Below are 22,057 nucleotides of genomic sequence, written 5' to 3'. Positions count from 1 at the left end.
ACTGATATCGGATGTGGCCATAGGGTTAGCGGAAACGGTGGACAGCTGATTTCGGGTTATTCGGCTTCGGGCCGTCGTCGACTAGCACCCCCGACGACGCTGCGTTTTGCGCAGGTTTCGGAGTCGGCGTCACCGTCGTACTGATGAGCGATGAGTTCGTATCCCACGCGGCCGCCCATGACGGCGGCCTCTTCCAGTCGATCTGCGAGAGCCCGTGAAGGTGAGCAACCATGTGCGTCAGCACCATCAGATCGAGCGCTTCGTTTCGGCGGCCGCGCACGAGCTTTTCCCAGCGGCCGTTCTTCTGCCGGGTCTCGGACGTCAGCTGCTCGAACCAGACATGAGGTTCTTCGGGAGACCGCAGCCCGTGCGGAAAATGCACGTACCAGTCGCCGAGGTCAGCCTTCTGCAACTGTCCGGCGAGGTCATCCTTGAACAGGTTCGGGTTGAACTGCGCGACTGGAACCGTGCCGCCGGCGGCCGCGCGGTTCGATTTCCGAGCGGTGTCCGGATACGTCACTAACAGCCGCTGCGCAGTGAGCGCACTCGCGCCCTTCGTGGGGAGCACGGTCCACGCGTCGCGGCCCGAAATCTTGCCGATCAAACGCACGACGCCGTCCAGCTTCCGCCAGCGGCGCCACGCCGCATAAGCCTGCTGCGTGACGCCAGCCTCGCCGCCGCTATCGAAGCCGAACGCGCGGACCGGCATGCGTCGGCCGCTGCCATCTGCAAGCGGATACGTGCGCTGGATCACCTCGAGCAAGAGGTCCCAGTCATCGGGCGACGTCGCCGGATCGCCGTTAACGCGGCCCTTGTCGATCACCCAGCTTTCGCCGTTCACACCCCAGCCGCGCATGAGCCATTCGAAGCGCCCGCCGTTGGCGTCACACCCGCCGGTAATAAACCGCACGCCGTCCGGTACAAACCCGAGCCTGAGATCGCCTTCCGCGCGTTCCGCCAGCACATTCGCATCGATCGAGCCAACGCCGCGCTTCGGCGAGTACAGGAAACCCCATTGCTTGACGACGACCTGCTTCAGTGTTTTGTCGTCGCCGTCGACCTCGAGCTCGCGTTCGGCCTTCGCTTTTGCACGTGCGAGGCCGCCGATGCCGCCCAGGATGAACGGCGACATCGCGCCGACAATCCAGAAGCCGGCCGACTTGCGTGCGACTAGCTCGCCGCTGATGACTCCCTCCTGCGAGATCTCCTGACCATCGCCCACCCATCCGCCAAACGGTGACCGGTATGCTGCGAGGTTCATCGCCCGGCGGTCACGGTCCTCGATCAGGCAGCCATTGACCGGACAGACGAGCCTCGCCTTTTCTTCGATCTCATCGAGGCTCCAGCCCTCCTCGTAATGCAGCGGCATGAAGCGCGCGGCGATCGGCACCGGGCTCGACCAGGCACCGCAGTGCGGGCACGGCCAGTACCAGACGCGGCGATCACTGTCGCCGTACAGCGCCATGACACCGGCGGTCCAGTCGCGCTCCGGATTCAGGCCGCGGGCGCGGTCCGGGTGGCTCATCGCGAGCAGCATTGACTGCCGCCCGAACGTCTGGCGCCGCACATCGAGCAGCGCCTTGATATCGCCGAGGCCTTCCGGATATGCGTCGACCTCGTCGGCGACGATCCGCGGCGCCGACTTGTTGATCAGGTTGTTCTCGTTCGCCGACAGGAACTCGACACGCATGCCGTCGAAGCGTTTGAAGTGCAGCGAATCGTCGATGGGCTTCGAGCCGAGGCGCATGGCCATCTCCGGGTGGCCATCGATCTGCGTATTGATCCGGCTTTTGACGAAGGCTTCCAGGCCCGGGTCGGTCTGCATGTACCAGAGGAAGTCGCCCGGGTCGTTGGCCACCGACTTCAGCATCCAGTTCTGCGCGATCTCCGTCTTGCCCGACTGGCCCGGGCCTACGACCACCGTCGTCAGGTAGTCGAGCCGCGTGAGCGTTTCCATCGGCGCAACGAGGTATGGCGCCTTCTCATGGTGCCAGCGCCCGACGTAACCGCCGCCCTGGTTCGTCAGCCGGCGATTGAGTGACGCATACTGTGCGACAGTCTCGCGCGCCGGCGGCACGAGCGCGGCGAGCGCCTCGCGTACCACTTGGTACGCGTCTGCGTATGCGTTCTCAAGCATCGGGGCCCAGCAGCACCTTGAGCTCGTCGACCATCGTGGTCCGGAGATCGTCGGTCAGCTCACGGATCGTGTCCGAGCTTTCTTCGGGCAGCCCTAGCTTCTCGACGACCTGGTCGGCAAGCCTGTCCATGCCCTTGCCGAGGTGCACCAGCATCTTCGTGATCACCTGGCGCATCACCTCGACCTGCACGAGCTCGCCGCGATCGCGTCGCAGCTTGTCCTCGAGGATCTCGGCCTGGACCATGTCGCGGCGCTGCCGCGCGGTCTGCTCGCCGCTATGGACGACCGGCTCGACGCCGGGCGGCGGTACGGCGCTCGGTCGCAGCACCGTGTATTTCGCGCCCGGGTAAGGGTTCGCATCAGGTGCGGCCGCCGCGGTTTGCGCCGGCGCGCGAGTTCGCGCTGCGCTCGCGGCTCCCGCGAGATACGCCTTCACCGCGGCCAGATCGAACTCCCAGCCGCCGGCGCGCGTGCCGCGCTTCGCGATCGGAAATGATTCGTCGCTGTCCAGTCGACGGTCGAGCTTCGGGCGCGTCCAGCCGAGCGCGTCAGCAAGCGCAGCTTTGCCGATGACGCCGTCGGTGCCGATCGGTGTAACGCGTTCCTGTGTAACGTTCTTCGCCTTTCCTCGCGCTTTCACGCCATGTTGCGTTACACCCGTATCACTAGGCGCGGCGCGCCTTTGAGCCGCATTGGATGCCACCATAGCGTGTAACGTGTAACGACTTTTTTTCGCTCAAAGGAACGGGAAAAACAGGCGCGCGCAATGCCCGCGTCTTAGGGCTCTACCGGAAGGACCCTGTAAGGTTTGGGGGCCCCTTGGCACGCCGGTCACCATCCACCGGGTGACCTTCCTTTCAGGCCCGGCGTGCGGTCTTCAGGGCCGCGGACAGCGCCGCCTCGAGGTCGCGGTTGATCCATTGATCGACTGTCCTGCGCGCCCGCGCGCCCCAATCGAGACGTTTCTTCACCGGGAGCGCTTCGCCGAAGCGGATGAGCAACTTCAGCTTGCCGCGCCCACCGTTCTGCTCCGTGTCGAGCTTGTTCACCTTCCCGAGTCGCTTGCCGCGCGCGTTGAGCAGCGAGACTCGCTTCGTATCTGTGGGTCTCTGCCACACACCGTTGATCGTTTCGCCTGATGCGGTCTTCACTGCGCCGATGAATACGTCCGGTCGCTCCTTGAGCGCCGCGAGCGTGTTGCGCGGCAGCTGGCCGTACTGGTTGAGGCGGATGTTTTTCGGGTTAAGCAGCGCACGGCTATTGAGCTTGTGGACGCCGCCGGTCTCGAACGGCTCCAGATAGCTGGCTGTGATGTCCTTCATGTAGACCACCGCCGTAGGCGCGCCCTTCTTCGCGCGCTGCACGCCGACCGCATTGCGCGTGAACGGCGATGGATTCGTAAGCGTGTCTGCGAGATTTTCGCGCTCGACATCGGCCACGCGCTGCGCGGTACGGTTGATGCCCTGCGCGATAGCGAACGGAACTTGCTTCTGGATGAAGTCGTTCAGCCCGCGCGCGAGGTCACGTGCATTCGACGTGACCCGGATCGTCATCAGGCCGGCCATGCCGCCGACCGAACGCTTGCATCCGGCTCCGTATCGAAAAATGGAATGGCAGGAATCTGCAGCGAATCGCGACCTAACGGAAACGCCTGCACGGCAATGTCATCGGTGTCGTCACCATAGTCGGCAATCACGATCGCTACAGTCGGTTTGCCGAAATATGGCGCGCGCACGATGACGCTCTCGCCGAGACGCGGGCGCGCGATCATGGGCGCGACGCCCTTTGACTTCGGTTTGTTCATCGTGTCATCCAGATGAAGAGCGCGCGCGCCGATGGCCAGGGTTTACGCCTGTGTTGATATGACGATTGGCACCGCCATATAGCTTTTCCGCGAGCATCCACACGCTGCGGCTACACCGTAAAAAGGAGAAACAAATGAGCATGAAACTCAGCAGTCTCAATATCAATCGCAACGGCAAACCACAAACACTGCAGGTCGGGATCGCCGATGAAACGGGTCAGTCCGTTCACGTGCGCATCACCGTCGCTGAGCACGAGCATCTCGATGCGCTGACGCTTGGCGAAATCGAGCAGCGCGGGCATCAAGCTGCTAAGGCGCTGCATCCGTAATTCGGACGCCAGAAACGAAAAAGCCCGCGCGGCGGCAACCGTGCGGGCTTTGGAGACACTTATTCACAGTGTCAGATTGAGGCGTAATTTACTGTCGAAAATGGAAGGCGTCAAGAAAATCCGTCACGGACGAATAAAAGGGAGCGTCGAAAGCAGCTCATCGGCACGTTTCCGCGCCTTCGAATCCACGCCGTCAACGGCACTCTCAATCGCAGGCGCATCGATCGCCTCGTCGTGTAGGTGCGCTTCGTCGGCGATATCTGCGGTTGCAGTCCCAGCTGCTGCGCGCCGCCGCTTCGAAGGCTTCGCTTTACGCTTCGGCTGCCCTTGAAACCATAGTTTGATGATCTGCCAATGCTCGCCCGCGGTCTTCTCCGACACCTCGCAGATAAGCGCGAGTGCTTTGATTTCGACTTTCCTGCCCGCCGCCTTCTCGATCAGCCCACGCCGTAGCTGATAGTGAACGAGACGCCCTGCGAGCGAGGGCATCACCTTTTGCGTCAGCAGGGTGATTGCCTCCTGATATTCAGGGTTCGGCGTGTAGCCAGAACAGCATGCATGGCCGCACGTGCATGGCCACGCCTTTGGCGCAAAGCGCGCGACGAGCACCGCGCGCTCAAGATCCGTCAGTTGCTGCAGCTCGCGACGGATCATGCCGGCCTGTCCGGCTCCGTCATTCCCGCTTAGGCCTTTCCCCGTGCGCGGCGACGGCGCAGCGAGCCGGTCCATAGCGGAGCGATCGCGGGTCTGCATCGAATAATTGAACGCGAACACGAGAGCGTCTTGAGGCGTACGGAATAGTGTTTCGGTGGTCTCGCTCATCGGTTGGCCTTTTTGAGTTGCATGTTTTTCAGTTGCTCGATTCGTTCGCTCTGTGCGTGCAGCGTCTCGTTCAGCAGCCAGAGCGCGGACGCCGAGATCGTCACCGGATCTTCGGGATGCCCCGCGCGCACGGCGCGTGAGGCCTCGCGCAATGCACTTTCGAGATCCGTGCGCAGCGCGCGCGCAGGCTGGCGGTTCAAACCGCCAGCTCCATCACGTCAGATTCGAAGAAGTCGCGCAGGCTCTTCTTGTTCTTGCTTCGAAGCGCATGGCAGCGCAGATACTCGGGCGTCACCCAAGCATCGCGCGGCGCTTCGATACCGGCGCGACGATCCTCTGGCACATAAACCTCGACCTCGGCGCGCTCACGATCCAGCGAGCCGTCCGGGAGTCGGATACGCCTGACGACGCGCACGCGCGCGACATGCTCGGCGAAGCCTGGCTGATACGAAACGCGGCCGCGATACTGGATCGGCACCATCGTCGGCACTTCTGTCGTTAGCACAACGGTCATTGCGCACCCTCCACCGCCGCCATCTTTCGCGCGCGCACCGGCCGCCAGCGCGCGAGCGCGGCGTGCGTCGCGGCGCGGCGCTGCTGTTTCGTTGGAATCCGGGATTGATCGAGCCAGAAATGGCATACATCGCAGCCCGGGAAAGTGAATTGGTGGTGCGCCTTGAGACCCATTCCGCCGCCGTGCTCGAGCAGGTTCGAATGGCACGGCACGACCGTCTTGTCATGCGGATCGAGGCGGCACACGCCGGGGATGAGCAGGTAGCATGGCTCGCCTCGGCATGCCGCCAGATAGAGCGCGCCCTCTTCGACCGTCGGTTTGTGCATGCGCCGTTTCATGGCCGCGCGCCGCAGCGCCGTGCCGCGATTCGCCAAGCTGCTGAACGGCGAACCGGATTTGCGTTTGAAGCCGGTCCGCTTCATCGGCGCGCCGCGCTTCATGCTGCGATCTGCTGGCGGAGGGTTGCGAACGGATCTATGCGGCCCTCGCGCACCTTCGCGCGGGCGCGCTTGAGGCGGCATACCTGCGCCGCCGTCCTGCGGGGCGGACGCGGCGCATCAGGCCCGCTACCGAGCATCCACAGGTCCTCCCAGTGGCCGTTCGAGAGACGCCCGTAATCTCCGACGCGGGTCCGAACGCCGTGCTGCCTCTTCAGCGCGCGTTTCGTGGCGCTGATGGACGAACCGAGCTCAGCCGCCAGCTGCTTGACACTCACCTTGCGGCCGTCCGCCAACAGGCGTTCCGCGCGATAGAAGATCAGCGAATAGCCATACACACGCCGCACTTTGCCGCTCGCGATATCGAGGCGCACGGCCTCCTGCTTGGCCATAGAGTATGTGCGGCCCGGGAGCAGCCGGCCGACAGCGTGCTTAACTGATTCGTCCGAGGCGTAGATGCGGCGCAGAGTCTCGCGCTCGTCATCGGTCCATACCCGACCGCCAAGCTTCAGCTTGAGAGCCGCCCAAGCGTGCTGGCGTGCAGCTGAGTGCGTGCGCCCGGGAAGACGATGCATCTCGCCGATCAGCCCTACCCCGCGGCGCGCCACGTCTCGCAGCACGTCGTCTTCCTCGCTCGTCCAGAATTGCCTCACGATGCCTCCCGGCGCGCGAGGCGTTCGATATCGAGGTCGTCCTGCGTTATCCCGCTGACGGCCACCACGCCGCCACCCGGCACGAGACGCAAAGCCTCGAGTTTTGCCGCCAGCATGTCGCGGCCCCACGCGAACGCCTTCGCAACCTGCTGGCGGCCCGTTGTCACGTCCTCAAACCTGAAGCCGTCGACGGTGATGTAGACGTCGAACCCGGAGCGCTCGATCGTGATGCGCCCGAACTCGGTGAGATCGCGATAATCGATTTCCGAGTCTTTCAAGACCATGCCGTGCCCGCGGCGCGCGGGCATGTGCGTCGGCGCCGCGTCAGTTGCGCCAGCGGCGTCGGGCACGTCCCTTTTGCTGATGTGCATTGCCAATCCTCGTTCATGAGCCTTTGAGTACTCGCCGGCGCGCGGCCGGCTAAATCGAATTGAGCGGCGTCAGCCCTGCGTGGCGTCGGCGCCTTCCTGCACTCCCGCTGCAACGTCGGCACGCGTGAAGTCGACGTAGAATTTGTCGCCGACCTTGAACTGGCCGAACAACGCCGGATTCATGCACACGAGATCGAAGTTCGCTTGCGGCGACCAGCGGGAATAGGTGTTGTCTTCGTCGCCAGAGCCGTCCTCGTTGTATGCTCGGCCGAGGCCTACAGCCATGAAGTTGAGGCGCTCGCCACTCTTCACGAGATCCTGGTTATCCGGCGTCCAGTTTGGGCCGCACGTGTTGATATCGGACACACCTTGAACCTGCAATTTCGCTCGCATCGTAGTCATTCGTTGCTCCAGGGGTGGTTGATCACCAGCTGCGGCTGGTGAGATCTTCTGCGCGTCAGCCGCGACGGCTGAAACGCTGAATCGATAATTGGCTTCGTGCCATTGAGACGCCACGAGCTGCGCGGGCAACGCCATCGCCCCGGCGAGCGGGCGCGTTGCGATCTCGACCTCTTTCGCGCGCATCGCGTCGACGCGTGAGCAATGGCCGGCAGGCGCGCCCAACGCGCCCCACGCTTCTTCGCGAGACATCAGGCCAGCTGCGCGCGATGCAAGCACGGAAGTGGAAAGCAGCGTCTGCATTGGCTTTCCGAGCGCCGCGGGGCTCTCGTCCGCCAGCTCGCGCGCCGCGTCGGCGATCTGTTTCCGAATGCGCTTGCGCCCTGCGCCGCGCGCGGCGATAACGCTCGGGTACATGTGTATGGTTCGCTTGCTCACGGCTTCTGAGCTCCGCGGGAAAGCCACGGAATGACACCCACCGTCACGGGCTCGATGGCATCGGGCCATTGCTCGCAATTCACGATCAACTTCAGGTCCGGCTTCGAGGCGCAAAACCGGTCGGTAAGGTTTGCGGCCGACCATTTGCCTAGCGCGTATGCTTCGAGCTCGTTCTCCGGCTCGACGATGAGCATCCCGCGAGCGTTGACCGTTGCCTTCATGGTCTAAACCCCGCCGAAAGAAAGATGGCGCAGTTGGAGCTGCACGCGGAGCTCGTCGATGTCGATGACGTTGATCATGCGTAGAAGTCCGAGGGAAGAAGCTCGGCGCCGAGGAAATCGATGATCTGCTGGTAGCGCGTGCTGCCCTGCCAGCTCTTCAGGACGTGATCGATCCAAGGGCCACGGCCGGATGCCTTCGCCACGCGTACGAGGTATTCGGGGGTGGACTCGTTCGGCCGGCGGTCAACACGCACGCGTTTGCCCTGCGCGCCGGTCCCTGAATCGCTCAGCCACCAATCCGAAGCCGGCGCGGCTGCGTTGCCGGGTCCGCTGTCGGAAGCGCCGCCAGCCTCGCGCTGGCGGGCCGCCAGCACCTCGTCGACGAACCGTGCGACGAAGCCGACGTTCAGCGCCCTGGAGTCGTCGTCGCGATCCCGCGCCGCGACGGCGCACTTGTGCGCCTCGCGCAGCTCAGCGTGCGTCACCGCTCGACCAACCCATGTCACGATGTGCAGGCGATCGCGGCTTCGGTCGACCACGAGGCGCTTGCCGCGCTCGGCTTCGAGGCCGATCAGCAGATCGGTCAGCTGGGCTTCAGCATCGAGTGGGGTCGTTCCGGCTTTTTGCTCATCAGCAGCAGCGGCAGCAGAGTTATCCACAGATGGCCCCTCGCGCGCTGCTGCTGCTGTAGTCTCTGAAGTAATCTCTGCTGTAGTCTCTGTACCGTTAACGGGATGGGAATTTCCGTTCCCGCGGGCGTGGTTTTCCCCATCCCGCGGCATAGGTTTTTCCTCGCTCGCGAGCTCGGGTTTGTCCATTTCGTGAGGTGGACTTTTACCATCTCCCGAAATGGACTTTTCCCATCTCGGGAGATGGGATTTTCCCACTCGGGGAGATGGACTTTTACGAGGTGCTCTTTCGGGTGCCGGAGATTCAAGCAACCGCTCAAGCGCGTCCTCGTCGATGCGGAAGTAGGTGCGATGCTCGATGCGCTTCGCGGTCTCGATCAGCACGCCGCAGGCGCGCAGCTTCGCGCGCGCGGCGCGCTGCTCTTCATAGCTGAGCCCGGTCTCCTCCTCGAGCTCCTCGACCGTCTTGTGCACGCCCAGCTCGCTCGTCGCCTTGTCCTGCCAGTAGAAGATCTGGCAGAAGAGCACGGACGCATTGACGCCGCCCAGATAGCGGCTCAGGAAGGGGTAATACGCGATCGGACGGCCGAGCTCGCGGAGAACGTCAGCTGCCCTCATGAGCGCCTCCAGAGCCAATGCGTCACGAGCCCGCGTGCCCACGCAAGCGTGTAGACGATCGAAAGCGCGAATATCCCCCACTGTCCGGCGGTCCACGATGCATAGAACCAGAACGGTTGCGCAGCAAGCCCACAAAGGCACGCATAGCGCCGGCGGCCATCGAGACGGTCCTGCGAAAGGTAGGCTGCGGCCGCGCCGAGCGCGCCGATAACGATCTGATCGATCACGCGACGCCCTCACGAACGTGCCGCGCAATCCGGCGCTGCGCGTCCATGCGCTGCTCCCAGTAGCGGTAGTAGAGGTTTTTGTGCCACGTACCGAGCACGGCCGCCGGCAGCTTCTCGCGGCCGAGGACGTGCGGCGCGCGGGCCACGACAATCTCGAAGTCATCCGGCCGCGTTGGACCTTCCCACGACGCGTAGCGCGGCGGCTGGGGACGCACATGCCAGACGCCGGCACGCTCGGGCACCCACTCGGGAATGCCGAGCCGCTCGGGCACGACGTAGACGAACCGCGTGATCCAGGCGGGCATGCCCACCCACTTCGGCTTCGACAGATCCTTGCGCCAGTCCGCCAGCGAGATCTTCACTTCGAGCTCCGTGGCATAGCCCGCGCGCGTGACCATGACGAAGTCAGCGCGGTACTCGCCGCGCGCCGAGCCGAGGCCGTAGCGAACCGATGCTTCGGGGATGAGCGTATTTGCGCGGTGATCAACATGGCGCCGGATTGCGGCCTCGATGAGGCCGGCATTGAATTGCGGCGCGCGGGCCCGCGCGCCGCAGGAGACGTTCTCAGGCTTCGCCATCGCACGCTCTCGGCGCGCCGAGATTGACGCGGTAATGCACGACGCGGCCGTCGCGCAGCTCCTCGACGAGCCCGAGCGAGACGAGCGTGGCCAGTTGCTGGCGAACGCCGCTCGACGACATTCCGCACAGCACCATCAGCCGCGCAATTGTCACGCTGCACTCGCGCGTGCTCTGCAGGCTCAGATGCGACAGACACAGAAAAACGAGCTTCTGCGGTCCGCGAAGCTCGATTTCCCAGGCGAGATTCGAAAGATGAAACGACATGCGATGCGACCCCGCGCATTTAGACAACGATCGTGGAATACGGCTGAATCTGTGCCTACGCGGCCGCGCCGCATGCGCCCATGTTCATGCGCGCGCAGCGGCAATTGCTTCCGATCACGTTGCCCTCAGCGAGATAGTCCATATACCCGACAGTCGTTACCACGAGCCCAAGCGCGTAGAAAAGCGCGTTGAAATGCTCGAGCGTCACGCCCGCGGAATTGGAGAGGATCTTCGACGGCATCGATGGGTCCCAGCCCGTCGCGTCGAGGATCGCCTGCTTCTTTTTCGGGTCCGCGATCGCCTCACGCAGCAGCTTTTCAACGAGCGGCGTGCGCGCAGGCATCAGTGGGACCGTCTGTGCAACGGCATTCATCAGGGTTACTCCGGATTCAAATATTCAGGAATGCGCATGAACGCATCGCCAGGTACAGTCGCTTCATGTTCCTCACGCGTATGCGAGATTTCATGTCCATCAAACTCATCCGCCGGCGCCAGCACCATTTCGGGCACCACGCCGCGGCCAAGCGCATGCGCGAGCTGCAGCAGCCATTCGGTCGGCCAGACCTTCGTCACCAGCACCGTCACTTGCATGCCGTCGCCGGCCCGATGCGGCGCTGTACCGCACTCGTAGCGAAACAGACCGCGGCGCAGCTGCTCGCCTTCGAACAGGCAATGGAAGATCTGCGCATGCAATGCCGGGTATCGGTGCCCAGCATCGACGATGTCGGCGAGGATCTCGCGCAGCGTGCGATCAGCCATTCACGTCTCCGCGCCCTTCGTCTCGCCGTCGAAAGCGATCAGCAACGCGAGACGGCAAAACAGCCACGCCGACAGCGACAGGACCGCAAGCGTCGTGCAGCCGATTGCCACCTGCGCGATCACGCGTGCGAAGAACAGCGAGCGCATCCACAAGCGGCTCGCGCGCGAACTGGGCGCCAGCGTGGGCCACGCGCGATCCAGCACCATGCGCACAATGACGACCAGGAACGAGAAGCCGAAAAGCACTGCGACGGTCAGCCACCAATAGAACGTCAGCAGGCGGCCAGCGACGTCGTGGCCACCCGCCAGCCAATACCAGCCGAGCACGATTTCAGCCAGCGGTGCGAGAAGTCCGGAGAACAGTTGCGATTTCATCTACGCACTCCTGGCGAATGGGTGGGGATTCACGCCCCGTTTAGAATCGGTGGTTCCCACACCAACCGCTTCTTCACGAGGAGGAATCCCCATGGATCTCGACAATCTGATCGCCCAGATGGGCGAAACACTCGCCGCGCCCATTACCGCCCAGCGCATGGCATTTGTCGTCCTGGTCAACGCACTGCACGCGAAGGGCTTGATCGATCGCAGCGACATCGCTGGGCAGCTCGAAGCCACCGCGCGAGCTATGCCGCCAGAGGTAATCAGCCCCGAATCCATCTCGAAACACCTCTACGCAATCGCCGAAGCCATTCGAACCTCCACCACGCAGGTCGAACGGAACTCGATTCAATAACGGCACGAACATCGGCGTGCACTGCGTTTAAACAGTCGGCCCGAAAGATCGTCGGCGCCGGCTCTTCGGGATACGGCTTCGGAACTCGCGTCGCCATCTCAGACGCCCTCCTCGTGCTGCGCGGTGTGCTCAAGCTCGGGCCAGTATTCGGCCCAATCCACCGGCCGAAGCTCTTTGCGCGTCACCTCTCCGTGAGTGAGGCGCTCGATGGCAACGCACCGGTTAGGAGGCGGGAGCGCCTTGCCGCGCGCCCATTGGCTGATCAGCCCCTGCGTAACGCCGAGGGAGTCAGCGAACTCGCGCTGCCGGTGCTTGACCTTGGTGAGGTAGGTTCGAAGATCCATGCGCGAATATTAGAACAGCTTCTTTTATTAGTAAAGCGCAAACCTTCTAATTGCCTTGTTGCACGGAAATTAACGCAGCTAATTAAAATCGCGCCATGGCAACCGTAGAAAAGCGTCCACTGACGAGCGAGGAGCAAGCCGAAGCCATTCGGCTGGAGGCCGCATATCGCGACTACAAGGCAGTCCACAAGGGCGTCACACAGGCATGGCTCGGTAGCGCAAGCAAACTCGGATCGCAGGGCCTGATGGGTCAATATTTGAGGGGCATCATTCCGCTCAACCTCAAGGCCCTCGTCGCTATTTGCTCGCAGATCGATGCCAAGCCCGAAGTCATCAGCCCGCGGCTGATGAAGCCATTCATTGACATGGGTCTTGCGACGACGCCCGAAGAAAAGAAAGCTGCGGTTGGGGCGTTAACGGCAGCGGTGAAGGATTATGAAGTCGATACTTCCCCTAGTGGCAAACAACTCAGCACGGATTTAAATACACCCTTTAGCCAGAAGCTTGCCGCATTCAGGAACGAGCTCGCGCACGCTGAGAGAGAGGGTCGATTGTCCGAGGAGAAACTCGATCTCCTAATGGGCGTACTTCGGCTCGAGACCCGCGCACCGTCCCCGCAGCGACACACCAGAAAGAAGGTTCTGGCCGAGACCGTCGCGGGGCAGTCGGGTGGACAGAACAAGCGGGAAGGGTCGGGCTAACAATGTAATCAAGGTCGACTTCCGTCGTCGATGTGTGCTCCCATACACGGCCGGCAGACGGCAGCGTCCCCCGCAGCCCTCGGTCTATAGCAAAATCACACCTCAGGACGAAATTGAGTACGGCATGGTCGACGTCAACGCCGCTGACGCGCCGCGTCTTATCCGAGGGCTTCTTGCCCTTATGAACGAGCTCATGGACGTCGCTTCGATATGAAAAGAACAGGCACCCGGTACCTTCACACATTCGGGCTGGCAGCAGTTTTCGCCCTATCCGTTTCGCATGCTGCATGCGCCACAACCACGCTTTTAGCATCGAAAGAAGCTGTCGATGCGAGATGCGCCGGCGTGTTCACGCGCATCGGCCTTTATTGCGAACGCGACGATGAGCCCGCGCCGGCGATTGCTCCGGATGCTCCTGGGATCCCGCTTCTTTCGGGCCGGACCTCGTTCGATCCGCCTAGCATGCGCGTCGCTGCTATCCTGCATCTCACCACGCAACGAACGGCATCAGGATTCGAGTATTACACGGCAACGACCGAGCGCTTCAAGACGGGCGTTTTCGATCGCGGTTTTTCACCCACTGATCGATTTGAGAATGCCGTGTGGTCCTTCGTCAGTAGCAATGGTCTGCCGGTCAATGACTCCGAGAGCGCCGCAACCGCCTCGTTCCTCTCCATAAATGATTCCCGGCTCCAGCAAAAAATTGCGCGCGAAGCAGCTGAGAACGAGAGAATGGCAAAGATTCAGGCTCAGCGCGACTACGAAGACAGTCCAGCCGGCAAGAAAGCCGCAGCAGACCGCGCCGTCGTCGATTGCCGGCGCACGATCTCGAATGCCCAATATGCGATCGAGCAGGATAAGCGCGCTGCAAATATCTCCGGATACGAAAACAAGCTCCTCCGCTATCAAGCCGGCGTAGCTATCGTCAACTGTCAAGACGTGATCGCGCGCCGCGGCTATCCCTCAGCACAGTAAGCCCATCTTCGAGGTATTGCCGCCTCGTCGAATTTTTTATTAGAAGTTCTCTTTACATAAAGAGAGAGAAGTTCTAATATTCGCTCCATCAGATCGCAACACGCAAACGCACACGGAGCGAACGATGTCCCAGCAACAGCAAGCCACCCCCACCGCCAGCGCCGCGCGCACCGGCGCGCGCGGCATCCGCGTGCTGGTTCGGACGCTCCGCGTCGTGCGCAACGTCCTCGCGGCCCTCGGTGTGTTCTTCGCCTATCTGCTTTATACGGGCTGGCAGCAGTACCAGGATCGTGTCGACGCTGGCGACACGTCGTGCACTCTCACCCGTTGCCTGTGAGGCTCGTCATGTCCGAGCTCAAACACACACCCGGGCCATGGAAGTGGGAAGGCTACAACCTCTACCCCGTCGAACCGAATCCTGCCTGTGAGCCTCAGCACTATGCGGTGCACACGATCCTCACCGCGGAATACATCGGGTGGGGATTTCTCTGCTCCGACCATGAGCAGACCTCCGCGGAAAGCAACGCGAATCAATTGCTCATCGCTGCATGTCCGGACCTGCTGGATGCAGCAATCGCCGCCGAGGCGACCCTCGCACGCGGTCGCTGGATCGAAGGTTCAACTGATCCCGAAGCAATCGCGCTTTTCAAGCTGCGCGAAGCGATCGCAAAAGCCACCGGAGCCTGACATGCGCCCTATCCCAACCCGCCTTCCCGATGAGCTGCTGGCGAAGGCCTGCTCGCACCTCGTCGATACGCCGCCAGAGGAGGCGCTGCTCAATCCGGCCGTGCGTGCCGCGGTGCAGGCTGCGGTGCGCGCGCAGATCGTCGGTCGCCCGCAGCGCCATGTCGGCCGGCAGCTGACGCCGCGCAGCACATCGCTCACGCAGACGTGTTTCGCGTTCGACGACACCATCGTCGACCTCAAAAAGCGCGCGGCCAACGACGGTGACGAGGAGTGAACATGGACGCCCTCGGATTCCTCGGCACCGCGACGCTTGCATTCGGCTGCGCCGCCTGGTCGGCGGTCGCTGCCGCCAAGCGCTTCGATCGTCACTTTCCCGCCCCCGCGAACGATTCATCGGGCATTCACGGAGGCGCGGCCGCGGCGCGCCTTCCGCGTGGGGTTTCGATGACCGCTACCGCACTCCGGCAAGGGCTGCCGGAGCTTCCGCAGCGCATGCGCGCGCTGCCCGTCGATTCGCGCGGCTACCCGGTGCCTTATTTCGTCGACTGGATCGATGGAAAGCCGGACTTTCGGGTGATGGACAGCCGCAAGCTCGCCGCGTGCGTCTACTACAAGCGCTGCTGGATCTGTGGCGAGCCGCTGGGCCAGTACAAGGCTTTCGTCATCGGCCCGATGTGCGCCGTCAATCGCGTGTCCGCGGAGCCGCCGTCGCACACCGATTGCGCGAAGTTCGCTGCGCAGGCCTGCCCGTTCCTGACGCTGCCGAAGGCAACGCGTCGCGAGACGGGCATGCCCGATGACCTGCGCGTCAGCGGAATCATGCTCAAGCGCAATCCGGGCGTAGCGCTCGTATGGGTAACGCGCAGCTTTCACGCGGTGCGCGCCGATGACGGCGTGCTGTTCGATATCGGCGAGCCGGAACAGACCTTCTGGTATGCCGAAGGACGTCTCGCGAGCCGCAGCGAGGTCATGGCTTCCGTCGAAGCCGGGTTGCCAGCCCTCTATGACCTCGCGCACGCGGACAGCGAAGCTGCCGTGCTCGAGCTCGATACGGCGGTGGCGCGCGCGACGCGCTTCTTCCCGCCGCATGCGGCAGCTGCGTTCTCCGGGAGATCGGCATGAGCGACGCGGGCCATCCGAACATGTTCCCCGTGGCAGGTGAATCCGCGGTCATCGCGGTCGACCTGAACGGCAACCCGAATGCGGCACCAGAGCAAGCCACCGCAGCCGCGGCGAAGGCCGATCCGTGGGCAAATCCGGCCACGCGTCTCCAGCGCGCGTCAGATTCAAATGACACTACTCAGACGCCGGCTGCGACGGGTGCGAAAGAAAGACGACCGACACGCGCAGATCAGGTGATCGAGCTGCTGACTAACAACGGCCCGATGACCGCTGCGAAGCTCCGCGAGGCACTCGGTATTAACGTGGGCGGAGGGATAACACCGTATATCGACAGCGCACTCAAAAACGGGTCAATCATCCGCGATGGCCAACTCTACATGCTTCCAGACGCCGTACGTCGCACGTGCGCCGACGCGGAACTGGAGTCGAGGCCTTCCGAACCACAGGCTCAGGCGTCGGTCGCGCCGCGTGCGCCGATGTCTGCACCCGTCGAATCTCTCCGCGCTGCACCGCTGCAGCGCAAGCCGGATTTCGCGTTGGCAACCGAAGAAGCAATGCTCACCGTCTGGCCTGACGGCCGGGTGACCGTACGTTCCGATGGCGTATTCATCGAGCTCACGCCGCACCAGTTGAAGCCCATCCGCATCTCCATCGATACACGCATCTAACCAGGCTCTCAGGCGCGCGGCATTGACCCCGACCGCGCGACTTTCGGTGGGCGGCTCTCACAGCGCCCCACTTTTTAAGGATTTGAAATGGCTGATCAGAAATTCGAGCAGTGGGCTCTCGTCGAATTGTTCGGACACCAACGCATTGCGGGCCGAGTTTCCGAGCTCACGATCGGCGGCCAGTCGCTCGTGCGCGTCGATATCCCGGAATGCGAGGCCACCGACGATGAGCCCGCGCTGCAGGCATTCACGAAGGCGTTTGGCAACGGCGCGATCTACGCGATCACATTCCTCGACGAAGCCGCTGCGCGCATGTATGTCCGCCAGCTGCGCATCCAGCCGATCAGTACATGGGAGCTTAAGCGCGCACTTCGCGATCTGCCGGCTGGGGCGCCCCAGCTGGAGCTCTCCGATGAAAACCCGCCGTACTAAAAGGCGCGAGCCGCGACCCACTCTCTTCCAGCTCTTCGCCGCAGTGGACGACGGAAGCATGGATTTCAGGGACGCATACAGAATTGCACGCGTGCAGTTGCGCGCCGCCAAGCGCCAGCGCATGACGCACCACACGAAAAGGCCCAGGCCATGAAAACGATCTTCATCTTCAACGATTCTCGTCCCACCGACCGCCTGCCATGCATCGTCGCCTTGGGTGAGGATGCCTGCCTTTTCGCACGCGTCGAATTCGACGGCCGCACGCGGGAGCACATCGATTACGCCTTCGGTTGCGCACATTCGCTGCCCGCGGACCTCGAAGAGAGCGTCGCCGATCCGCTCAATGCTACACGCACCGGTATGTTCGCCGCATACGACCGCATCTATGGCAGCGGCAACTGGATGCCGCTTTGGCTCGATGCCCCCACGAAAAATGATGCATGGCTGAAAGCCATCGAGATTTTCCATCGGCATCCCTCGAAGCCGTGCCTCTCCGATGTTCGTTTCAGCGACGCCGCGCTCGGCCGGATCCTTGAGGCGATCGCCGGCGCGCCTGTAGCTCCCCTCGCCCGCGTAGTGCATTGAACGCTGCTGAATGAGCGTGAACGATCCGAATAGACCAGGAGATCCCTTCGTGCAGACCGAACAGGCATCCATCGACTTCCTGCCGCTGAGCGCCATCCGCAAGTCGCCGACGAACCCGCGCAAGCGCTTCCCCGAGGCCGAGCACCTCGAACTCGTCGAGAGCGTGCGCGTGCATGGCATCCTGCAGCCGGTGCTCGTGCGTCCGTGGCCCGAAGAACCGGGCATGTTCGAGCTCGTCGCGGGCGAGCGCCGCTTTCGCGCGGCGACCGCGGTCGAGCTCGAGACGGTTCCCGCACTCGTGCGCGATCTCTCCGACGACGAAGTACTTCAAATTCAGATCGTCGAGAACCTCCAGCGTCGTGATTTGCATCCGCTTGAGGAGGCGGACGGCTACAAGGTGCTGTCCGATCGCGGGCATACGCTCGAGCAAATCGCGAAGGAAGTCAGCCAGACGCGTACCTACGTCGCGCAGCGCCTGAAGTTGTGCGCACTGAATGCGTCGACGCGCAAGCTGTTCCACGAGGAGAAGCTGAACGCCTCGACCGCGCTGATGATCGCGCGACTGCCCACCGACCTTCAGGACAAAGCGGCGAAGGAGCTGACAGCGCCCTGGGCGAACGGTGAGCCGAGATCGATCAGGGCGGCATCGGAGCACATCCAGCGCACGTACATGCTTCGCCTGGATGAGGCTCCATTCAAGACGTCCGACGAGACCCTCGTGCCGTCGGCCGGTGCATGCGGCCCGTGCCCGAAACGCACCGGCAACCAGGTTGATATGTTCGGCGACGTCAAGAGCAAAGAAATTTGCACGGATCCTTCCTGCTACGCGAAGAAGAAAGAAGCCGGTGCCGCGCTGAAACGCGCCGAAGCCGAGGCCGCGGGGCGAAAAGTGATCACGGGCAAGGAGGCAAAAGCTGCGCTCCCGGATAAGTACAGCAGCCTGCAAGGCGGACTCGTGAAGCTCGACGAGACCTGCTATGACGATCTGAAGCACCGTTCGTATCGCCAGATCATCGGCGCCAAGGGAGTCAAGTCCGCTGCGCTCCTCGAGAGCCCACATGACGGCAAGCTGATCGACGTCATGCCGAAGGCGGACCTGAAGAAGATGCTCGCCGACAAGGGCATTCAGGCGCGCAGCACGGGCACGTCGAATCCTTCGCAGTCCGCGGAGCTCGCGAAGAAGAAAGCGGCCGACGCATATCGCGGCGAACTCTTCAATCAGGTGCGTGACAAGCACGAAGGCACCGGCCTGAGCGACTTCGATTTGAAGATCGTGGCCGTCACCTTCTATCGCCGCCTGTGGAATGAAAACCAGAAGCGCATCTGCAAGCTGCACGGCTGGGGGAGCAAGGCCATCACCGAAGCCGAATTTGCGAAGAAGGTCGACGCGATCGAGGCAGCGTCGCGCGAGGACCCTGAAGGCCTCGGGCGCCTGGTGATGGACATCGCGCTGATCGACGAATCTGTCGCCGCGACCTACTCGACCGGCAAGCCCGAACTGCTCGAGGCGACGGCGCGCGATCGCGGCATCGACCCGGGCGCCGTACGCAAGCAGGTCGAAACCGACATGCGTCCGAAGCCTAAGGAAAAGCCGGTACCTGCGAAGAAAGCGCCTCCCGCCTCGCCGAAGCCAACGGCGAAAGCTGCGGCGGCGAAACGCGCGCCTGCGAAGAGGCCGGCGGCCAAGAAGGTGGTCGCGAAGCCCGCTTCAAAGGCTAGCTCGAGCGCCGCACCCGCGCAGGCCGACAACGCAAAACCGTCGCTTAAGGACCGCAAGAACGAACCCTGGCCGTTTCCGAATACGGGGCGCCCATGAGCGACGATCTGATCGCCTTGGCACGCACCGCAGGCCTGACCATAAAACTCGACGCCGTGATCGGCAATCAGCAGTACTCGAGCGTCAGTGGCTCGCTCGATGCACTCCAGCGCTTCGCCGAGGCATACAGCAACGCGCAGCGCGACGGGCAGCCGCCGAAACAGAACAACTGAAGGACCGGGCACGGCCGGACCACCGCGCAAACCAACCTACGGAGATCAACATGAAGAAAATCACCATCGCAATCGCAGCAGCTTTTGCACTCGCTGCCGCACCGGCCGCATTCGCAGGTAACGGCAATGGCAACGGGAACGCCTACGGCAATAACGGCGGCTCCGGCACGTTCTCGGTGAACGGCGCCTTCGGCTCATCGGTCAGCACGTCCGGCGGCTCACAGGCAGCAGCCGGCCAGAACGGTAACGGCTATTCGTCGCAATGGAGCAATTCGAGCGGCGGTGGATATGCCATCGGCGGCACGGCGCTCGGCGCGGGCGTTGGCGGCTTCGGAGTGGGCGCCTTTGGCGCAGGCGTGTCGGGCTCGTTCGGCTATACGGGCAGCACGTCGAGCGCGAATGCCGGCGGCTATACGAACGGCAGCGGCTACGGCGACAGCAAGTCGGGGGTGGGCACCGACGTCTCGTCGTACGGCTATTCGAACGGCGCCGGAAGCTACTCCTACAGCTACTAACGAGAAGGGCCTTCGGTACGGCCAATACCGAAGGCCCCGCACAACCACCGTTGGGGGTGACAACAATGAAACAGCTTCTCATCGTTGCGGCATCGATTCTACTCCTGGGAAATGCCGCCAGTGCGATCGCGCAAACATCGACGTCCGCGAGCGCAACGCAAAACTCGGCGGCCACATCCACGGCGCAGGGAACGATCCAGTTCAGCCAGCAGCCCGAGCATACGACGCAGACCATTCGCAACGTCTCGGCGCCCGTGCTCGGCGCATATGCCGCGAGCTTCTCGCAGATGAACTGCGGCCAGACGGTCCAGTTCGGCGGCGCGATCGCCGGCGTGTCGGTCGTGGGGGGAGCCTCGCACAGCCTGCTGGACTGCAAGCTCGAGGTCGCGGCCGCCGAGACCGTGCGCCAGTCGACCGTCACATCGGACGAAGCCACGAAGACCAGCCTGCAAAAGGCCGCAATCCTCATCCGCTGCCAGGTGAGCCAGGAAGTTTACGAGGCCTATCGCGCAGCTGGCTTCGACTGCTCGCTCAAACCTGCAGAGCTGCAATCGCGCACCGATACGCAGCCGCCGTCAACTCGGATCGCATCGGGAAATTGAGCATGAATGCGCGCACACGCCATCGCGCGGCGTTCCTCGAAGCATCGCGGCGCTATCTCTTCGCGAAGGAGCCGACGGTTGAGCAGCTCCATGCGTTTGCATCGAGTTTTGCCGACATGGTGGCGTGCGATCGCGGTGAGCCAGTGATGGTGATGATCGGCAAGGTTCCGGTCGGTCGCGGCCAGATCGGCAATCGATAACACGTTTGAATCGAAGGTAACCCGGCACCATAAAAGGTGACCGTCATAAGGAGATGCAATGCAAAAGATCCAGCTCCCAGAGCTTGCCGCAGGCGAGATTTATCTCTGTGGGTTCGTCGACGCCAATGGCGAGGTCGAGCATAGCGTCCTGCTTCCCGGCGACAACGACCGCGCATCGTGGCAAGCCCAGATGGAATGGGCAAAAAGCATTGGCGGCGATTTGCCCACGCGCGCCGAACTCGTGATCGCGTATGAGAAGCATCGCGATCAGTTTCAAAAAACCGCCTACTGGTCGAATACGCCGGACGACAATCCCGAATATGCCGGCTGGGCCTGGTATCAGGACTTCATACACGGCTACCAGAGCTACTACAGCCAGGACTACGAGTTTCGCGCCCGCGCCGTCCGCAGATTCAAAAATTAATTCATTTAGTTATTCAAAGGAAAGTCATGCAACAACTTTCTCTTCCGCCCCTCGCTGAAGGCGAAATCTACATCGGCGCAATCGGCAACGCCAACTGTGATTTTCACCACATCATCCTGCTGCCCGGCGATAACGTGGATGGCGAGTGGAAGGCGCAGATGGAGTGGGCCAAATCGATCGGCGGCGATCTTCCGAACCGTATCGAGCAAGCCATGCTTTGGAACAACTTCCGCGACCAGTTCAACGAGGACTTCTACTGGAGCAACGAAATCCATCACCGCAATTCCGGCTGGGCCTGGTATCAGGGCTTCAAAGGCGGCTACCAGGGCTACGGCGACCAGGACAACGAGTTTCGCGCCCGCGCCGTCCGCAGATTGCCCATTTAATTCTTCATTCATCAGGAGTGCATCACAACATGATCACGCTTGAACAGATCGAGATCGAGCAAACGCGAATCGTCGCGCTGATCGAGGCTTTCAGAAAGCAGCCAATGCCGACGGAATATGTCGTCGCGGGCGTGAAGATTCCACTTGCGCCAGGCGAGCGCTACGCCGGCCTTATGCTCGGTGAGGAAGGCAAGCAGGACTATCACCTGATTTTGTTGCCGGGAGAAGCCGAGGATGTTGACTGGAAGGCTGCATGCGAATGGGCCAGCGAGCGCGATGCGTCTTTGCCGACGCGCCGCGAACAGTCACTTCTGTTCGCCAACCTGAAGGACGAGTTCGAAGCAGCCTGGTATTGGTCGGGAGAGCCACACGAGGAAAACTCCGGCTGGGCCTGGTGTCAGCTCTTCAAGGACGGCTTCCAGGACTACAGCCTCCAGACCCTCGAGTTTCGCGCCCGCGCCGTCCGCAGATTCATTCCTTCAGTAATTTAATG

At 62.6% G+C, this 22,057-nt stretch carries 39 protein-coding genes; 19 read left to right on the top strand and 20 right to left on the bottom strand.

The window, feature by feature from the left end:
* Positions 1-25: 25 nt before the first annotated feature.
* The 4 genes from HV773_RS07940 to HV773_RS07925 all read right to left on the bottom strand — a co-directional run bounded on the left by HV773_RS07940 (position 26) and on the right by HV773_RS07925 (position 3,941).
* Complete coding sequence (locus tag HV773_RS07940; protein WP_175194580.1) at positions 26-2,137, bottom strand: phage terminase large subunit family protein; 2,112 nt, start codon at positions 2,135-2,137, stop codon at positions 26-28.
* Positions 2,130-2,777 (bottom strand): hypothetical protein, encoded by a 648-nt coding sequence (locus HV773_RS07935; protein ID WP_175194579.1) that lies wholly within the window; start codon positions 2,775-2,777, stop codon positions 2,130-2,132. Before HV773_RS07935 ends, HV773_RS07940 begins: the two co-directional genes overlap by 8 nt.
* A 217-nt stretch (positions 2,778-2,994) precedes the next feature.
* On the bottom strand, positions 2,995-3,702 hold the full coding sequence (locus HV773_RS07930; RefSeq protein ID WP_175194577.1) for a hypothetical protein: 708 nt from the start codon (positions 3,700-3,702) through the stop codon (positions 2,995-2,997).
* A complete protein-coding gene (locus HV773_RS07925) occupies positions 3,690-3,941 on the bottom strand; it encodes a hypothetical protein (protein WP_175194576.1) in 252 nt (83 codons plus the stop codon). The genes HV773_RS07930 and HV773_RS07925 overlap by 13 nt, the downstream gene beginning before the upstream one ends.
* Before the next feature lie 134 nt (positions 3,942-4,075).
* On the opposite strand from HV773_RS07925, the gene HV773_RS07920 reads away from it, so the two are divergent.
* Positions 4,076-4,270, top strand: coding sequence for a hypothetical protein (locus HV773_RS07920; RefSeq protein WP_175194574.1), 195 nt, complete (start codon positions 4,076-4,078; stop codon positions 4,268-4,270).
* 123 nt (positions 4,271-4,393) lie between these two features.
* Here the strand turns inward: HV773_RS07920 and HV773_RS07915 are convergent, their stop codons facing one another.
* The 15 genes from HV773_RS07915 to HV773_RS07845 form a co-directional block, all read right to left on the bottom strand.
* Positions 4,394-5,092 (bottom strand): DNA-binding protein, encoded by a 699-nt coding sequence (locus HV773_RS07915; protein ID WP_175194572.1) that lies wholly within the window; start codon positions 5,090-5,092, stop codon positions 4,394-4,396.
* Positions 5,089-5,292 carry a hypothetical protein gene (locus tag HV773_RS07910; protein ID WP_175194571.1) on the bottom strand — a complete coding sequence of 68 codons (204 nt, stop codon included), beginning with the start codon at positions 5,290-5,292 and terminating at the stop codon, positions 5,089-5,091. The genes HV773_RS07915 and HV773_RS07910 overlap by 4 nt, the downstream gene beginning before the upstream one ends.
* On the bottom strand, positions 5,289-5,606 hold the full coding sequence (locus HV773_RS07905) for a hypothetical protein (protein WP_175194569.1): 318 nt from the start codon (positions 5,604-5,606) through the stop codon (positions 5,289-5,291). Before HV773_RS07905 ends, HV773_RS07910 begins: the two co-directional genes overlap by 4 nt.
* The gene (locus HV773_RS07900; protein WP_175194813.1) at positions 5,603-6,028 is read right to left on the bottom strand and encodes a nuclease domain-containing protein; all 426 of its coding nucleotides are present in this window, start codon (positions 6,026-6,028) and stop codon (positions 5,603-5,605) included. Before HV773_RS07900 ends, HV773_RS07905 begins: the two co-directional genes overlap by 4 nt.
* A 14-nt stretch (positions 6,029-6,042) precedes the next feature.
* Positions 6,043-6,696 carry a hypothetical protein gene (locus tag HV773_RS07895; protein WP_175194567.1) on the bottom strand — a complete coding sequence of 218 codons (654 nt, stop codon included), beginning with the start codon at positions 6,694-6,696 and terminating at the stop codon, positions 6,043-6,045.
* Positions 6,693-7,067 (bottom strand): phage capsid protein, encoded by a 375-nt coding sequence (locus HV773_RS07890; protein ID WP_175194565.1) that lies wholly within the window; start codon positions 7,065-7,067, stop codon positions 6,693-6,695. Before HV773_RS07890 ends, HV773_RS07895 begins: the two co-directional genes overlap by 4 nt.
* Before the next feature lie 69 nt (positions 7,068-7,136).
* Complete coding sequence (locus HV773_RS36790) at positions 7,137-7,904, bottom strand: hypothetical protein (RefSeq protein WP_246282236.1); 768 nt, start codon at positions 7,902-7,904, stop codon at positions 7,137-7,139.
* Positions 7,901-8,125, bottom strand: coding sequence for a hypothetical protein (locus tag HV773_RS07880; RefSeq protein ID WP_175194563.1), 225 nt, complete (start codon positions 8,123-8,125; stop codon positions 7,901-7,903). The genes HV773_RS36790 and HV773_RS07880 overlap by 4 nt, the downstream gene beginning before the upstream one ends.
* A 74-nt stretch (positions 8,126-8,199) precedes the next feature.
* Positions 8,200-9,372 carry a hypothetical protein gene (locus HV773_RS07875; protein WP_175194562.1) on the bottom strand — a complete coding sequence of 391 codons (1,173 nt, stop codon included), beginning with the start codon at positions 9,370-9,372 and terminating at the stop codon, positions 8,200-8,202.
* Positions 9,369-9,599, bottom strand: a complete 231-nt coding sequence (locus tag HV773_RS07870) for a hypothetical protein (RefSeq protein ID WP_175194560.1) — start codon at positions 9,597-9,599, stop codon at positions 9,369-9,371. Before HV773_RS07870 ends, HV773_RS07875 begins: the two co-directional genes overlap by 4 nt.
* A complete protein-coding gene (locus HV773_RS07865) occupies positions 9,596-10,177 on the bottom strand; it encodes a hypothetical protein (protein ID WP_175194559.1) in 582 nt (193 codons plus the stop codon). Before HV773_RS07865 ends, HV773_RS07870 begins: the two co-directional genes overlap by 4 nt.
* Positions 10,164-10,442 carry a helix-turn-helix transcriptional regulator gene (locus HV773_RS07860; protein ID WP_175194557.1) on the bottom strand — a complete coding sequence of 93 codons (279 nt, stop codon included), beginning with the start codon at positions 10,440-10,442 and terminating at the stop codon, positions 10,164-10,166. Before HV773_RS07860 ends, HV773_RS07865 begins: the two co-directional genes overlap by 14 nt.
* A 55-nt stretch (positions 10,443-10,497) precedes the next feature.
* On the bottom strand, positions 10,498-10,815 hold the full coding sequence (locus tag HV773_RS07855; RefSeq protein ID WP_175194555.1) for a DNA-binding protein: 318 nt from the start codon (positions 10,813-10,815) through the stop codon (positions 10,498-10,500).
* Positions 10,816-10,820: 5 nt separating this feature from the next.
* The gene (locus tag HV773_RS07850) at positions 10,821-11,201 is read right to left on the bottom strand and encodes a hypothetical protein (RefSeq protein ID WP_175194554.1); all 381 of its coding nucleotides are present in this window, start codon (positions 11,199-11,201) and stop codon (positions 10,821-10,823) included.
* On the bottom strand, positions 11,202-11,576 hold the full coding sequence (locus HV773_RS07845) for a hypothetical protein (protein WP_175194552.1): 375 nt from the start codon (positions 11,574-11,576) through the stop codon (positions 11,202-11,204). It abuts the gene before it with no gap.
* A 91-nt stretch (positions 11,577-11,667) separates the two neighbouring features.
* Here HV773_RS07845 and HV773_RS07840 point away from each other — a divergent pair, with 91 nt between their 5' ends.
* Positions 11,668-11,934, top strand: a complete 267-nt coding sequence (locus HV773_RS07840) for a hypothetical protein (RefSeq protein WP_175194550.1) — start codon at positions 11,668-11,670, stop codon at positions 11,932-11,934.
* A 98-nt stretch (positions 11,935-12,032) separates the two neighbouring features.
* Here HV773_RS07840 and HV773_RS07835 read toward each other — a convergent pair whose 3' ends face one another.
* Positions 12,033-12,278, bottom strand: coding sequence for a transcriptional regulator (locus HV773_RS07835; RefSeq protein ID WP_175194549.1), 246 nt, complete (start codon positions 12,276-12,278; stop codon positions 12,033-12,035).
* 95 nt (positions 12,279-12,373) lie between these two features.
* On the opposite strand from HV773_RS07835, the gene HV773_RS07830 reads away from it, so the two are divergent.
* From HV773_RS07830 to HV773_RS07750, 17 genes are all read left to right on the top strand, one after another.
* Positions 12,374-12,979, top strand: a complete 606-nt coding sequence (locus tag HV773_RS07830) for a hypothetical protein (protein WP_175194547.1) — start codon at positions 12,374-12,376, stop codon at positions 12,977-12,979.
* A 345-nt stretch (positions 12,980-13,324) separates the two neighbouring features.
* Positions 13,325-13,954 carry a hypothetical protein gene (locus HV773_RS07825; RefSeq protein WP_175194545.1) on the top strand — a complete coding sequence of 210 codons (630 nt, stop codon included), beginning with the start codon at positions 13,325-13,327 and terminating at the stop codon, positions 13,952-13,954.
* A 124-nt stretch (positions 13,955-14,078) separates the two neighbouring features.
* Entirely contained in the window at positions 14,079-14,291 is a 213-nt protein-coding gene (locus HV773_RS07820) for a hypothetical protein (RefSeq protein ID WP_175194543.1), read from the top strand.
* A gap of 8 nt (positions 14,292-14,299) precedes the next feature.
* Entirely contained in the window at positions 14,300-14,641 is a 342-nt protein-coding gene (locus HV773_RS07815; RefSeq protein ID WP_175194541.1) for a hypothetical protein, read from the top strand.
* Between the two features lies 1 nt (position 14,642).
* Positions 14,643-14,915, top strand: a complete 273-nt coding sequence (locus tag HV773_RS07810) for a hypothetical protein (RefSeq protein ID WP_175194540.1) — start codon at positions 14,643-14,645, stop codon at positions 14,913-14,915.
* Between the two features lie 2 nt (positions 14,916-14,917).
* The gene (locus HV773_RS07805; RefSeq protein WP_246282235.1) at positions 14,918-15,763 is read left to right on the top strand and encodes a hypothetical protein; all 846 of its coding nucleotides are present in this window, start codon (positions 14,918-14,920) and stop codon (positions 15,761-15,763) included.
* A complete protein-coding gene (locus HV773_RS07800) occupies positions 15,760-16,431 on the top strand; it encodes a hypothetical protein (protein ID WP_175194538.1) in 672 nt (223 codons plus the stop codon). The genes HV773_RS07805 and HV773_RS07800 overlap by 4 nt, the downstream gene beginning before the upstream one ends.
* Before the next feature lie 87 nt (positions 16,432-16,518).
* Positions 16,519-16,863: a hypothetical protein gene (locus HV773_RS07795; RefSeq protein ID WP_175194536.1), complete on the top strand. Its 345-nt coding sequence runs from the start codon at positions 16,519-16,521 to the stop codon at positions 16,861-16,863.
* Between the two features lie 150 nt (positions 16,864-17,013).
* Complete coding sequence (locus HV773_RS07790) at positions 17,014-17,448, top strand: hypothetical protein (protein WP_175194534.1); 435 nt, start codon at positions 17,014-17,016, stop codon at positions 17,446-17,448.
* Positions 17,449-17,497: 49 nt separating this feature from the next.
* Positions 17,498-19,264 carry a ParB/RepB/Spo0J family partition protein gene (locus HV773_RS07785; RefSeq protein ID WP_175194532.1) on the top strand — a complete coding sequence of 589 codons (1,767 nt, stop codon included), beginning with the start codon at positions 17,498-17,500 and terminating at the stop codon, positions 19,262-19,264.
* The gene (locus tag HV773_RS07780; protein ID WP_175194530.1) at positions 19,261-19,437 is read left to right on the top strand and encodes a hypothetical protein; all 177 of its coding nucleotides are present in this window, start codon (positions 19,261-19,263) and stop codon (positions 19,435-19,437) included. Before HV773_RS07785 ends, HV773_RS07780 begins: the two co-directional genes overlap by 4 nt.
* A 50-nt stretch (positions 19,438-19,487) precedes the next feature.
* Positions 19,488-19,952, top strand: coding sequence for a hypothetical protein (locus HV773_RS07775; RefSeq protein ID WP_175194528.1), 465 nt, complete (start codon positions 19,488-19,490; stop codon positions 19,950-19,952).
* 65 nt (positions 19,953-20,017) lie between these two features.
* Positions 20,018-20,554 carry a hypothetical protein gene (locus HV773_RS07770; protein ID WP_175194527.1) on the top strand — a complete coding sequence of 179 codons (537 nt, stop codon included), beginning with the start codon at positions 20,018-20,020 and terminating at the stop codon, positions 20,552-20,554.
* A gap of 2 nt (positions 20,555-20,556) precedes the next feature.
* On the top strand, positions 20,557-20,754 hold the full coding sequence (locus HV773_RS07765) for a hypothetical protein (protein ID WP_175194525.1): 198 nt from the start codon (positions 20,557-20,559) through the stop codon (positions 20,752-20,754).
* 58 nt (positions 20,755-20,812) lie between these two features.
* A complete protein-coding gene (locus tag HV773_RS07760) occupies positions 20,813-21,178 on the top strand; it encodes an Lcl C-terminal domain-containing protein (protein ID WP_175194523.1) in 366 nt (121 codons plus the stop codon).
* A gap of 26 nt (positions 21,179-21,204) precedes the next feature.
* A complete protein-coding gene (locus HV773_RS07755) occupies positions 21,205-21,564 on the top strand; it encodes an Lcl C-terminal domain-containing protein (protein WP_175194522.1) in 360 nt (119 codons plus the stop codon).
* 29 nt (positions 21,565-21,593) lie between these two features.
* The gene (locus HV773_RS07750; protein WP_175194521.1) at positions 21,594-22,055 is read left to right on the top strand and encodes an Lcl C-terminal domain-containing protein; all 462 of its coding nucleotides are present in this window, start codon (positions 21,594-21,596) and stop codon (positions 22,053-22,055) included.
* Positions 22,056-22,057 lie beyond the last annotated feature (2 nt).

Origin of the sequence: Paraburkholderia caffeinitolerans, assembly GCF_902859945.1 — a bacterium.
Taxonomy (GTDB): Bacteria; Pseudomonadota; Gammaproteobacteria; order Burkholderiales; family Burkholderiaceae; genus Paraburkholderia; species Paraburkholderia caffeinitolerans.
Note: the sequence above shows the minus strand (reverse complement) of the source record. Positions and strands in the feature narration are given on the sequence as shown.

Coding starts and splice junctions, on each gene's coding strand:
- HV773_RS07875 (WP_175194562.1), bottom strand. CDS start 9,372: ATGAGGGCAGCTGACGTTCTCCGCGAGCTCGGCCGTCCGATCGCGTAT.
- HV773_RS07940 (WP_175194580.1), bottom strand. CDS start 2,137: ATGCTTGAGAACGCATACGCAGACGCGTACCAAGTGGTACGCGAGGCG.
- HV773_RS07855 (WP_175194555.1), bottom strand. CDS start 10,815: ATGAATGCCGTTGCACAGACGGTCCCACTGATGCCTGCGCGCACGCCG.
- HV773_RS07800 (WP_175194538.1), top strand. CDS start 15,760: ATGAGCGACGCGGGCCATCCGAACATGTTCCCCGTGGCAGGTGAATCC.
- HV773_RS07770 (WP_175194527.1), top strand. CDS start 20,018: ATGAAACAGCTTCTCATCGTTGCGGCATCGATTCTACTCCTGGGAAAT.
- HV773_RS07780 (WP_175194530.1), top strand. CDS start 19,261: ATGAGCGACGATCTGATCGCCTTGGCACGCACCGCAGGCCTGACCATA.
- HV773_RS07840 (WP_175194550.1), top strand. CDS start 11,668: ATGGATCTCGACAATCTGATCGCCCAGATGGGCGAAACACTCGCCGCG.
- HV773_RS07865 (WP_175194559.1), bottom strand. CDS start 10,177: ATGGCGAAGCCTGAGAACGTCTCCTGCGGCGCGCGGGCCCGCGCGCCG.
- HV773_RS07760 (WP_175194523.1), top strand. CDS start 20,813: ATGCAAAAGATCCAGCTCCCAGAGCTTGCCGCAGGCGAGATTTATCTC.
- HV773_RS07835 (WP_175194549.1), bottom strand. CDS start 12,278: ATGGATCTTCGAACCTACCTCACCAAGGTCAAGCACCGGCAGCGCGAG.
- HV773_RS07930 (WP_175194577.1), bottom strand. CDS start 3,702: ATGGCCGGCCTGATGACGATCCGGGTCACGTCGAATGCACGTGACCTC.
- HV773_RS07830 (WP_175194547.1), top strand. CDS start 12,374: ATGGCAACCGTAGAAAAGCGTCCACTGACGAGCGAGGAGCAAGCCGAA.
- HV773_RS07920 (WP_175194574.1), top strand. CDS start 4,076: ATGAGCATGAAACTCAGCAGTCTCAATATCAATCGCAACGGCAAACCA.
- HV773_RS07850 (WP_175194554.1), bottom strand. CDS start 11,201: ATGGCTGATCGCACGCTGCGCGAGATCCTCGCCGACATCGTCGATGCT.
- HV773_RS07750 (WP_175194521.1), top strand. CDS start 21,594: ATGATCACGCTTGAACAGATCGAGATCGAGCAAACGCGAATCGTCGCG.
- HV773_RS07860 (WP_175194557.1), bottom strand. CDS start 10,442: ATGTCGTTTCATCTTTCGAATCTCGCCTGGGAAATCGAGCTTCGCGGA.
- HV773_RS07925 (WP_175194576.1), bottom strand. CDS start 3,941: ATGAACAAACCGAAGTCAAAGGGCGTCGCGCCCATGATCGCGCGCCCG.
- HV773_RS07890 (WP_175194565.1), bottom strand. CDS start 7,067: ATGCACATCAGCAAAAGGGACGTGCCCGACGCCGCTGGCGCAACTGAC.
- HV773_RS07755 (WP_175194522.1), top strand. CDS start 21,205: ATGCAACAACTTTCTCTTCCGCCCCTCGCTGAAGGCGAAATCTACATC.
- HV773_RS07880 (WP_175194563.1), bottom strand. CDS start 8,125: ATGAAGGCAACGGTCAACGCTCGCGGGATGCTCATCGTCGAGCCGGAG.
- HV773_RS07790 (WP_175194534.1), top strand. CDS start 17,014: ATGAAAACGATCTTCATCTTCAACGATTCTCGTCCCACCGACCGCCTG.
- HV773_RS07765 (WP_175194525.1), top strand. CDS start 20,557: ATGAATGCGCGCACACGCCATCGCGCGGCGTTCCTCGAAGCATCGCGG.
- HV773_RS07900 (WP_175194813.1), bottom strand. CDS start 6,028: ATGAAGCGGACCGGCTTCAAACGCAAATCCGGTTCGCCGTTCAGCAGC.
- HV773_RS07810 (WP_175194540.1), top strand. CDS start 14,643: ATGCGCCCTATCCCAACCCGCCTTCCCGATGAGCTGCTGGCGAAGGCC.
- HV773_RS07845 (WP_175194552.1), bottom strand. CDS start 11,576: ATGAAATCGCAACTGTTCTCCGGACTTCTCGCACCGCTGGCTGAAATC.
- HV773_RS07905 (WP_175194569.1), bottom strand. CDS start 5,606: ATGACCGTTGTGCTAACGACAGAAGTGCCGACGATGGTGCCGATCCAG.
- HV773_RS07795 (WP_175194536.1), top strand. CDS start 16,519: ATGGCTGATCAGAAATTCGAGCAGTGGGCTCTCGTCGAATTGTTCGGA.
- HV773_RS07815 (WP_175194541.1), top strand. CDS start 14,300: ATGTCCGAGCTCAAACACACACCCGGGCCATGGAAGTGGGAAGGCTAC.
- HV773_RS07915 (WP_175194572.1), bottom strand. CDS start 5,092: ATGAGCGAGACCACCGAAACACTATTCCGTACGCCTCAAGACGCTCTC.
- HV773_RS07820 (WP_175194543.1), top strand. CDS start 14,079: ATGTCCCAGCAACAGCAAGCCACCCCCACCGCCAGCGCCGCGCGCACC.
- HV773_RS07775 (WP_175194528.1), top strand. CDS start 19,488: ATGAAGAAAATCACCATCGCAATCGCAGCAGCTTTTGCACTCGCTGCC.
- HV773_RS07805 (WP_246282235.1), top strand. CDS start 14,918: ATGGACGCCCTCGGATTCCTCGGCACCGCGACGCTTGCATTCGGCTGC.